Annotated in this window: 9 protein-coding genes; 3 read left to right on the forward strand and 6 right to left on the reverse strand. The window is 35.0% G+C overall.

Annotation, left to right across the window (positions count from 1 at the left end; genetic code table 11):
* Positions 1-99: 99 nt before the first annotated feature.
* Together FN795_RS11435 and kdpB are read right to left on the reverse strand one after the other, a co-directional pair.
* Positions 100-651, reverse strand: coding sequence for a K(+)-transporting ATPase subunit C (locus tag FN795_RS11435; protein WP_142450697.1), 552 nt, complete (start codon positions 649-651; stop codon positions 100-102).
* Between the two features lie 162 nt (positions 652-813).
* Entirely contained in the window at positions 814-2,871 is a 2,058-nt protein-coding gene (kdpB, locus tag FN795_RS11440) for a potassium-transporting ATPase subunit KdpB (RefSeq protein ID WP_142450698.1), read from the reverse strand.
* Positions 2,872-2,939: 68 nt separating this feature from the next.
* On the opposite strand from kdpB, the gene FN795_RS11445 reads away from it, so the two are divergent.
* Positions 2,940-3,299, forward strand: coding sequence for a four helix bundle protein (locus tag FN795_RS11445; protein WP_142450699.1), 360 nt, complete (start codon positions 2,940-2,942; stop codon positions 3,297-3,299).
* Positions 3,300-3,393: 94 nt separating this feature from the next.
* Here the strand turns inward: FN795_RS11445 and kdpA are convergent, their stop codons facing one another.
* The 4 genes from kdpA to FN795_RS11465 form a co-directional block, all read right to left on the reverse strand.
* Entirely contained in the window at positions 3,394-5,112 is a 1,719-nt protein-coding gene (kdpA, locus tag FN795_RS11450; protein ID WP_142450700.1) for a potassium-transporting ATPase subunit KdpA, read from the reverse strand.
* 105 nt (positions 5,113-5,217) lie between these two features.
* Complete coding sequence (gene kdpF / locus FN795_RS11455) at positions 5,218-5,295, reverse strand: K(+)-transporting ATPase subunit F (RefSeq protein WP_081909388.1); 78 nt, start codon at positions 5,293-5,295, stop codon at positions 5,218-5,220.
* Between the two features lie 155 nt (positions 5,296-5,450).
* Positions 5,451-5,732, reverse strand: a complete 282-nt coding sequence (locus tag FN795_RS11460; protein ID WP_026985832.1) for a DUF7674 family protein — start codon at positions 5,730-5,732, stop codon at positions 5,451-5,453.
* A 219-nt stretch (positions 5,733-5,951) separates the two neighbouring features.
* A complete protein-coding gene (locus FN795_RS11465) occupies positions 5,952-7,307 on the reverse strand; it encodes a sigma-54-dependent transcriptional regulator (RefSeq protein WP_142450733.1) in 1,356 nt (451 codons plus the stop codon).
* Between the two features lie 167 nt (positions 7,308-7,474).
* On the opposite strand from FN795_RS11465, the gene FN795_RS11470 reads away from it, so the two are divergent.
* Both FN795_RS11470 and FN795_RS11475 read left to right on the forward strand, forming a co-directional pair.
* Complete coding sequence (locus FN795_RS11470) at positions 7,475-8,686, forward strand: polysaccharide deacetylase family protein (RefSeq protein ID WP_142450701.1); 1,212 nt, start codon at positions 7,475-7,477, stop codon at positions 8,684-8,686.
* Between the two features lie 95 nt (positions 8,687-8,781).
* On the forward strand, positions 8,782-9,798 hold the full coding sequence (locus tag FN795_RS11475; protein WP_142450702.1) for an LLM class flavin-dependent oxidoreductase: 1,017 nt from the start codon (positions 8,782-8,784) through the stop codon (positions 9,796-9,798).
* Positions 9,799-10,408 lie beyond the last annotated feature (610 nt).

Consider the following 10,408-nt stretch of genomic DNA (forward strand, 5'->3'; position numbering starts at 1 on the left):
CAGTTCACTATCGCTCGTGTCCTCGTTCCTCGGAATGACAAAAATGCGCAAAGAGAAAACTTAGAATCTTAGAACCTTGGCAACTTAGCATCTCTGGAATTAGCGAAGCTGATCCAGTGCCACATTCAATTCCAAAACATTAACCGTTTCAGGTCCTACAACAGCAGTATTAATTTTAGATTCCACCAAAGATTTTACTTTTGCTTCGTCTAGTTTTCTTTCTTTAGCAATTCGTTTCACCTGAATCAAAGCGCCTTGCGGAGAAATATTCGGATCTAAACCACTTCCAGAAGCCGTAACCATATCTGAAGGAATATCAGATTTTTTCAAGTACGGATGAACCAATAAAAGGGTATCAATTCTTTTTTGAACCAAAGCCAAATAATCAGGATTGCTTGGGCCTTTGTTGCTTCCTGCACTTCCCGCCGCGTTGTAATCAACAGCTGAAGGTCTTCCCCAGAAATAATTCGACTTATCGAATTTCTGACCAATTTTTTGATAACCAACAACTTTTCCGTTAACCGAAATAGTTTCTCCTTTTCCTTGATTTGGAGCCAATTGTGCAATTCCATAAATCGCTAAAGGATAAATAACTGCGAACAAGATTAGAGTAACCGCAGTAAGTTTTATTATAGAAAATAGATTTTTCATTTTTTTGAGATTCTAAGGGACTAAGGTTCTAAGATTCTAAGTTTTTTCTTAGAAGCTTAGTAACCCAAAGTCATGTTTTTAATTTGAGTTTTTAAAGATTCCTGAATTTTACGATTCTAAGAGAAAAACCTTAGCCCCTTAGAATCTTAGCATCTTAGAACCTTACATAAAAAGTGCTACCAATAAATCAATAACTTTGATTCCGATAAAAGGGACAATCAGACCACCAAGACCATAAATCAAAAGGTTTCTTTTTAAGATGGCACTAGCTCCAATTGGGCGATAATCAACACCTTTCAGCGCAAGTGGAATTAATATCGGAATGATAATCGCGTTGAAAATCACAGCCGATAAAATTGCACTTTCAGGACTATGCAAATGCATAATATTCAAACCTTGAAGCGCAGGAATCGCAGTAATAAAAAGAGCAGGAACAATAGCAAAATATTTCGCAACGTCATTTGCAATAGAAAAAGTAGTTAAAGTGCCTCGAGTCATTAAAAGCTGTTTTCCAATTTCAACAATCTCAATTAGTTTCGTTGGATCATTGTCAAGATCCACCATGTTTCCGGCTTCTTTTGCTGCTTGAGTTCCGCTGTTCATCGCAACACCAACATTGGCTTGGGCAAGGGCAGGAGCATCATTTGTTCCGTCACCCATCATGGCAACTAGACGTCCTTCAGCCTGTTCTTTTCTGATGTAATTCATTTTGTCTTCAGGCTTAGCCTCGGCAATAAAATCATCAACACCGGCAGCTTCGGCAATAAATTTAGCTGTCAGCGGATTATCACCTGTAACCATTACCGTTTTGATTCCCATTCTGCGTAAGCGCTCAAAACGTTCTTTCATTCCAGTTTTGATAATATCCTGAAGTTCAATAACACCTTGAATTTCGTTGTTTTTAATTACTACTAATGGAGTTCCACCGTTAGATGAAATTGTAATAACTTGTTGTGCAGTATCTTCGGGAAAAGATTTTCCGGCTTGCTGTGCAATATTCTTTGCAGCATCTTGTGCTCCTTTACGAATGTTTGTTCCGTCTTTTAATACGACTCCAGAAGTTCTGGTTTCCGCAGTAAATTTGATAGTATGCGAAATATCAGAAGTAGTCTTTAAGAAACTTGCTTTCGTTTCATTTTTTACATCTATCATTTCACTCAACTCCAAGATGCTTTTACCCTCAGGAGTATCATCAGCAAGCGAACTCAAAACAGCCGATTTAACGAAATCATCAAAAGAGATTCCTTTTGCAGGATAAAAATTGGTTGCTTTTCTGTTTCCAATTGTAATGGTTCCGGTTTTATCCAAAAGCAAAACATCAATATCTCCGGCAGTTTCCACCGCTTTACCCGATTTTGTAATTACGTTGGCGCGCAACGCTCTGTCCATTCCCGCAATACCAATTGCAGAAAGTAAACCTCCAATTGTAGTTGGAATTAAACATACAAACAAAGCGATGAAAGCCGCGATCGTGATGGGTGCGTTTGCATAGTCGGCAAACGGTTTTAGCGTAACGCACACAATCACGAAAATTAAAGTAAATGCGGCTAATAAAATGGTTAAGGCAATTTCGTTTGGTGTTTTCTGACGGCTTGCACCTTCAACTAAAGCAATCATTTTATCTAAAAAGCTTTCACCAGGTTCAGAAGTTACTTTTACTTTAATTTTGTCAGATAATACTTTTGTCCCTCCGGTAACCGAAGATTTGTCTCCGCCAGCTTCTCTAATTACAGGAGCACTTTCTCCGGTAATGGCACTTTCATCGATAGTAGCCAGACCTTCAATAATTTCACCGTCGGCAGCAATTAAATCGCCCGCTTCACAAACGAAAATATCGTCTTTTTTTAATGCAGAAGAACTGATATTTTTTATTTCTCCATTAGGTAGAATTTGTCTTGCAGGAGTTTCTTCGCGGGTTTTTCTTAAACTGTCGGCTTGTGCTTTTCCTCTTGCTTCAGCAATGGCTTCGGCGAAATTGGCAAATAAAAGCGTTGCCAATAAAATCAAGAACACAATTAGGTTATAAGTAAAACTTCCCTGATCGTTTGCACCCATTAATATCGAAATGCAGACAGCAAACATAATTGCGGTTCCAATTTCTACGGTAAACATTACCGGATTTTTGATCATCATTTTTGGATTCAGCTTTACAAAAGACTGCGCTAAGGCTTCTTTTACCTGTTTACTTTCAAACAATGATGTGGATTTATTAGTTGTCATTTTTCTTTGTGTAATATGTTAAATGTAAAATGTGAAATTTCCTACTTTTGTAAATAATTATTTTAAATATGAAACCACACAAGAAATTGAATTCATGGATTAAAAGTTTTGAATTCGTTAAAGAAATTTATTTAGCTACAAGGCAATTTCCTTCTGAGGAAAGGTTTGGCATTACTTCGCAAATTCGCAGAGCTTCTGTTTCTATACCTGTTAATATTGCAGAAGGAGCAGCAAGAAAAGGAATAAAAGAGTTTATCCATTTTTTACATATTTCTCTAGGTTCTTTATCGGAACTCGATACTTTAATTTTATTGAGCAAGGAGTTAGATTTTTTCAATGAAAAAGAATGCGAACAATTGATTGAAAAATTAGACATCATAGGAAAACTTATTTATGGATTAATCAAGAATCTTGAAGCACGTTTATGATTTGTTATTTGTGAAAAAGTAAAATGTGATTTGTAAGTTGTAAAATGTTGTTTAGGTATCGATTTTTACATCTCACATTTTACTTTTTCACATTTTACATTCCGAAATATTCTGCCAATGGACCTAAAGCCAACGCTGGGAAGAATGATAAAGCAGCGATAATTGCGATTACGGCAAAAGTCATGATTCCGAAAATCGAGGTGTCGGTTTTTAAAGTTCCTGCACTCTCTGGAATGTATTTTTTACCTGCTAATAAACCTGCAATTGCCAGTGGTCCAATAATTGGAATAAAACGGCTTAATAGTAATACAATTCCTGTTGTGATATTCCAGAACGGATTGTTATCTCCTAAACCTTCAAAACCAGAACCATTATTGGCAGCACTTGAAGTATATTCATATAACATTTCTGAGAATCCGTGATTACCAGGATTATTTAACCATCCTGTCGCGTTTCCGTTAAACCAATAGCCCATTGCAGTATCGTGCGCAGCAAAATAAGAAGCTAAAGCAGTTCCGGCTAAAATCAATAATGGGTGAAGAATGGCGATAAAAGCAGCAATTTTCACTTCCCGCGCTTCGATTTTCTTACCTAAAAATTCAGGAGTTCGGCCAACCATTAATCCGGAGATAAATACGGCTAGAATTATAAAAATATAGTAGTTTAGAATACCAACACCGCATCCGCCGTAAAAGGCATTTACCATCATAGATAATAGTTGCATAGTGCCAGACATTGGCATAGAACTATCGTGCATACTGTTTACAGAACCTGTAGAAATTACCGTTGTTGCAATACTCCAGAAACCTGAAATTGCTGGGCCAAACCGAACTTCTTTTCCTTCCATCGCTCCGGTTGCTTGTGCGATGCCCATTTTTTCGATAGCAGGATTTCCGTTGATTTCACTCATAACTGTTGGAACAACCAAGAGTAAGAAACCAACTGTCATTACACCAAAAATAATATTCGATAATTTTCTTTTGTTGAGGTAAAATCCAAGAGCAAAAATCATCGCAAACGGAATAATCATTTGCGCCCAAAGTTCAACTTGGTTAGTAAAATAAGTCGGATTTTCTAATGGATGCGCTGAGTTGGCTCCAAAAAATCCACCACCATTTGTACCAATATGTTTAATCGCAATAAATGCTGCAGCTGGCCCGCGAGAAACTTCGACATGATCGCCTTGCAGCGTTGTAATAGCATCTTTACCTTCAAAAGTCATTGGAGTTCCACTAAATACTAATGCAACAGCCACGATTGCTGAAAGCGGTAATAAAATACGAGTACAGCTTTTGATGAAATAATCGTAAAAATTACCTAATTTTTCTGTTGTTCTTTCTTTCATTGCTGTAAAAATCATAGCGGCAGCAGCCATTCCGATACCGGCAGAAACAAATTGAAGGAACATCAAGACGATTTGTGAAAGGTAAGAAACCCCGCTTTCTCCTGAATAATGCTGTAAATTACAATTGACTAAAAATGAAATAGCAGTGTTAAATGCCAGATCTGGCGTCATTGAGGGGTTGTTATCCGGATTTAAAGGCAAAGAACCCTGAAACAATAAGACAAAAAAGCAAAGAAAGAACCAAACCAAATTGATACTTAAAAGTGCTTTTAAGTGTTGTTTCCAGTTCATTTCTTCAGCAGGATTAATACCGCTGATTTTAAAAATAAATTTTTCAATTGGATTGAAAATCGGATCAAGAAGTGTTTTATCTCCCAAGAAAACTTTAGCAATATATTTTCCTAAAGGAATCGCTAAAACAATAGTTAGGATAAAAATACCAATGACGCCTAATAATTCTGTGTTCATAATTTTTATATTTTTTAGTGAAAGGTGAGAGGTGATTTGTAAAATGAGTTGATGAATAAAATTTGTGTTTACATTTCACTTAATGCATTTCACTTTTTACATGATTTAAAATTTTTCGGGTTTGATTAATACATATACCAAATACACGAAAACGGCGATTGAAATAATAAAGAGTGCAGTCATGATTTAGATTTTTTCAAAAAATTCAACAGAGAGAAAGCAAATGGCAAACAGCACAACGGCCAGCCCGAGTAAAAGAAAAGTGATCATAATATTATTTTAGATTTAAGATTGTAGACTTTAGATTTTCGATTAAACAGTTAACCGATTCAACAGATTTATACTCCCGAAGCATTAACCTGCTTGATATATTCTGCTTTAAGTGTTTGAGGAAATAGATGTGAAATATTGCAGTGGCGCACTTCCATAAAAGAAGAAACCGAAAAAACATACACATTAGAAATGGCATTTTTAGTTTCGATGCTTCCGCTAATAAATAGGCGTTCTGCAAGAGCCAGACATTTTTTTGCACGAACGATATTTCCAGAAATAATTGATTTTTTTGTTATCTCGGCAAAGCGTTCTGCTTGTTTGTAGATTGAGGTGACTTGGTTTTTCATTTGGAATGAATTTTTAATGTTCTCCCTCCTTATGCCAAAATATGTTCCGAAAAAATAAAGTTATAGCTAAAGTGCTGTCAATAAAAGGAATGTAGTTTTGTGCCAAAAATTAGGCATAAAAAAAGCCTATCAAAATGATAAGCTTTTATTGAAATGATAAGGTTCTTTTAATTATGAATTATGAATTGTAAAATGTAGCCTACTTTGATATTGGAATTTTTAAATTTTCGAATTTTCTATCCCATATTCTTCCAACTTTCTATACAAAGTTGCAATTCCAATTTCTAATAATCGTGCGGTTTCCGCTTTATTTCCTTTAGTATAATTTAAAACCTTTTGTATATGCAGTTTTTCAACACTCTGCATTGAGAAAGCCGACATCGATTTGGTGCTTTTTTCAGCTTGATTTTGTAGTTCGTAAGGAAGAACATCAGAAGTCAAAATATCGCCACTGCTCAAAATAACGGATCTTTCGATGATGTTTTTAAGTTCGCGGATATTTCCTGGCCAGGAATAATTTTCTAATTTCTGCAGAAAATCATCAGAGATATGTAATGTTTTTTTGTTCGTTTTTTCAGAAAATTGCTTCACGAAATGATGCGTCAAAACGGCAATATCTTTTATTCGTTCTCTTAAAGAAGGCAATTTAATTTCGAAAATATTCAATCGAAAATACAAATCAGAACGAAAACGATGTTCGTCACTTTCTGTTTTTAAATCTCGGTTTGTAGCCGCAATTAATCTGAAATTTGATTTTTTTGGAGTTGTGTCTCCAACGGGAATATATTCGGAAGTTTCTAAAACACGTAATAATTTTGCCTGAAGATCAATTGGCATTTCACCAATTTCATCCAGAAATAAAGTTCCGCCATTCGCTTCTTCAATAAAACCTTTTTTATCTTTTACAGCTCCGGTAAAAGCGCCTTGTTTATGACCGAAAAGTTCGCTTTCTAAAATTTCTTTTGTGAAAGTACTACAGTTCAAGGCCACAAAAGATTTTCCAACACGATTGCTGTTTTCATGAATCGCCTGCGCAAAAACTTCTTTTCCGGTTCCGGTTTCACCAGTTAATAAAACAGTCGAATCGGTTTTGGCTACTTTTTGTGCGAGATCAATAACCTGTTCGATTCCTTTCGATTTTCCTATAATAGTGCTGAAAGAATATTTGTCGTTGATGCGTTTTTCAAGTTGTTGTACTTTCTTTTGCAAATGCACTTTTTCAACTGCTTTATAAAGAAGCGGAATAATTTTATCATTATCGTCTCCTTTTACAATATAATCGAAAGCACCATTTTTCATCGCCTGAACGCCGTCTGGAATATTTCCAAAAGCGGTTAGTAGAATAACTTCTGTTAAAGGAAAACTTCCTTTTATGTTTTGAAGAAAATCAACACCATTTCCGTCGGGTAATTTTACGTCACATAAAACAACATCAATATCCGTTTGTTCCAGTTTCTTAAAACCAGATTTTAAATCTTTGGCTTCAAAAACTTCAAATCCTTCCGATTTTATAATACGCGCCAGCAGACTTCTCAGTTTTTCTTCGTCGTCTATAATTAAAATTTTGTGTGTCATTTGCAGATAAGCTAAAACCGAATGGGTATTTTGATGTACAAATTTAGGTTTTAAATCAATTCTCTTTTTTGATTCAGCAGAAATTATTTTCAAAAGAGTAATTGGTTTTGAAATATTTTTTTCAAAAAGAAATGTACTTTTAAGCAAAAATTGAATCCATATAATTTATGTTAAAACGTATTCTTCTTATCGGTATATTCTTCTTCGGATGTTTTACTTGTTTTTCAAATGAAGTAGCTGAAAAAGATTCTTTAAAATCAAAGACCATTTCATTTAAAATTAAATTGAAGTCGGAAGAAAAGATCAAAATTAAAGCTGCTCCTTTAAAATATAACAAGCATTTTGCTTACAGTTTTACTCTTGATGATGGATATCGATCGGCTTATTTAACAGCATTTCCATTATTGAATGGAGGAAAAATAAGTAATTCTGATAAAAATGAATGGAAAATTGATCAAGGTGGAGATGGAACAATTTCAAAAGGGCTTTTTTATTCAGACGGATTTGGAAATAAAATTCCGTTTAAATTAGCATTGGCTATAAACGGCGGTTCAATTCGCGATTTACCAGCAAACCGCGGACATCTTTCGTGGCCGGAAATCAAAGAAATGTATAATGCCGGTTGGGATATTTTGAATCATGGTTTTCATCATGCAACAAAACACGGCACAAATTATTTAACAGAAGCCACAGAAAATACAACTTCAATAAAACAAAATCTAGGTTTTACAATGTCACATTTTGTAGTTCCGGGCGGAGAAGGTGATGAGAAATATTATTTGGAATATGAAAAAGATGCACTTAATAATGGGCATTTTTCGGTAGCGTCTTATTATGGTGTTGGTCCAGTTTTTAAAGTCGATTCAAAAATGGATTTAGATAAAATGATTACGGCCAGAACTTTTGTGCAGAGTTCAAAAGACACGACAAGTTTTAAAATAATGGATCGTTATTTAAAAACTTTAGATTCGATTGTAAAACAGCCAAATCCAATTTGGTTTAACGAATTCACACACGGAACGGGAAATACAAATTTGTGGAACTTAAGCATGCGTTTTCCTGATTTCAAATATTATATGACAGCGCTTGCTGATAAATATGGTGTAAAAGGAAACGATTCAGTCTGGATGGCGCCTTGGCAGGAAGTTTATGAATACATCTGGTTAAGAGACCGAATAAAAATTGATTACAAGCAAAAAGGAAAAGATGTAGAAGTGAAAATTGTAATTCCTGAAATTCCTGAAGCATTTAGATATCGTGAAATTACATTAGCGCTTGAAACTTCTTCTAAATTCGAAATAGAATCTGGCAAAGATCTAATTATAAAAGATGATGGTAAGACAAACCATAAGCTGATTCATCTGAAATTGAAACAATAAACATTTGTAGCTACAAATATTATAATTCAATTAACATTAGAAAGCAAAGTGCATCAATATAAATGAGTTAATTTTGCACCTTAGCATTATTTTATATGAAAAAACCAATTTCAGTTTCAATATTAGAGCTTGCAATTATCAATCAAGATAGCAACGCGACCAAAACATTTCAAAAAACAAAAGACATTGCGCAATTAGCAGATAAATTAGGATACAAAAGAATCTGGCTTGCAGAACATCACAACATGGCACACGTTGCAAGTACGGCAACAGTTGTTTTAATTGGATATGTAGCAAGTCAAACCGAGAATATTCGTGTAGGCTCAGGCGGAATTATGTTGCCCAATCATTCTCCTTTAGTAGTGGCAGAACAATTCGGAACATTAGAAACACTTTATCCAAATAGAATTGATTTAGGTTTAGGAAGAGCACCAGGAACAGATCAGCCAACTGCCGAAGCTATTCGAAAAGACTTTTTTGAACAAGCGCAGCGATTTCCTCAAAATGTAAGCAAACTCCAAGAATATTTTTCTAGCGAAAATGCAACAGGAAAAGTTCGTGCTTTTCCAGCAGAAGGTCTTAATGTCCCAATTTGGATTTTAGGTTCAAGTATGGAAAGTGCAGCTTTAGCAGCCGCTTATGGTTTGCCTTATGCCTTTGCCGGACATTTTGCGCCGCGTTTAATGATACAGGCATTTGAGTTTTATCGTGCAAATTTTCAGGCATCAGAATTTTTAGATAAACCCAAAACAATGGCATGCGTTAATATCATCGCTGCAGATACAAATGAAGAAGCCGAATTATTATCGACAAGTTTATATCAAATGTTTCTCAACTTAATCAGGAACGATCGCAAAGGATTACAGCCACCAGTTCTGTCGCTAGATGATATCATGAGTGAAGAAGAACGTTTACATGTCAATCAAATGACCGCGGGAACCTTCACAGGAAACAAAGAACAATTGAGCACAGATCTAAAAAAGTTTATCAACTACGCTAGTATTGATGAATTGATGGTAACAAGTCCTATTTTTGATCATCAGGCAAAATTAAAAAGCATTCAAATTACAAAAGAAGTAATAGATAGCCTAAACGAAAGTATACATATATAAGTATACATACTATATAAGAATAGATTTCAGTCACGCAACCCGACAGTTTTTGAAAACCTGTCGGGTTTGTTTTTTTCTATACATATACATATATATGTATATAGAAAGCTATACTATATTAAGAGTAAAAAAACCGAATTTTTGATTTTGTATAAGGAGCTATTCCCCGCTATCCGCTCCAATCTTTTGCTTTTTAAAGAAAAAAGCAAAAGGATTTCCGCTGCTATCGGGGCTAGGGCAGTTGTTTTCAGAAGAAATCCTCCGAAATAAAAGACCAAAGAGGACCTTGAATAGAGAAAATCTAATGCTTTGCTGTCTTTCCGGGATCAAGACGGCCAAATGTTCTACTTCAAAAGGTTGTTTTCTTGTCAAAGAAGTGTACGAAAGATTAAAAAATCAACAAAACGGAAAGCAGAAAAGCCCCGAAAACGATGAAAACCACGGTGTAATTCAGAAAAACGCCACAAGGAATCAAAAAAGTTTGAATTGTAAATAAAGTGTTATCAGTGAGTTAGGAAATAATCCAAAAAAAGATAAAAAAAACACATCGAAAAAGCTTGTATAACTGAATAAAGGTTCTACTTTTGCACCCGCAACAACGAGAGACGTT

The sequence above is a fragment of the Flavobacterium resistens genome (genome assembly GCF_900182645.1).
In the GTDB taxonomy this organism is placed as follows: Bacteria; Bacteroidota; Bacteroidia; order Flavobacteriales; family Flavobacteriaceae; genus Flavobacterium; species Flavobacterium resistens.

What these genes read in the sequence shown, in the direction of transcription:
- FN795_RS11445 (WP_142450699.1), top strand. Translation starts at nt 2,940, where the DNA reads ATGAAACCACACAAGAAATTGAATTCATGGATTAAAAGTTTTGAATTC.
- FN795_RS11465 (WP_142450733.1), bottom strand. Translation starts at nt 7,307, where the DNA reads ATGACACACAAAATTTTAATTATAGACGACGAAGAAAAACTGAGAAGT.
- FN795_RS11435 (WP_142450697.1), bottom strand. Translation starts at nt 651, where the DNA reads ATGAAAAATCTATTTTCTATAATAAAACTTACTGCGGTTACTCTAATC.
- kdpF (WP_081909388.1), bottom strand. Translation starts at nt 5,295, where the DNA reads ATGACTGCACTCTTTATTATTTCAATCGCCGTTTTCGTGTATTTGGTA.
- FN795_RS11470 (WP_142450701.1), top strand. Translation starts at nt 7,475, where the DNA reads ATGTTAAAACGTATTCTTCTTATCGGTATATTCTTCTTCGGATGTTTT.
- kdpB (WP_142450698.1), bottom strand. Translation starts at nt 2,871, where the DNA reads ATGACAACTAATAAATCCACATCATTGTTTGAAAGTAAACAGGTAAAA.
- FN795_RS11460 (WP_026985832.1), bottom strand. Translation starts at nt 5,732, where the DNA reads ATGAAAAACCAAGTCACCTCAATCTACAAACAAGCAGAACGCTTTGCC.
- kdpA (WP_142450700.1), bottom strand. Translation starts at nt 5,112, where the DNA reads ATGAACACAGAATTATTAGGCGTCATTGGTATTTTTATCCTAACTATT.
- FN795_RS11475 (WP_142450702.1), top strand. Translation starts at nt 8,782, where the DNA reads ATGAAAAAACCAATTTCAGTTTCAATATTAGAGCTTGCAATTATCAAT.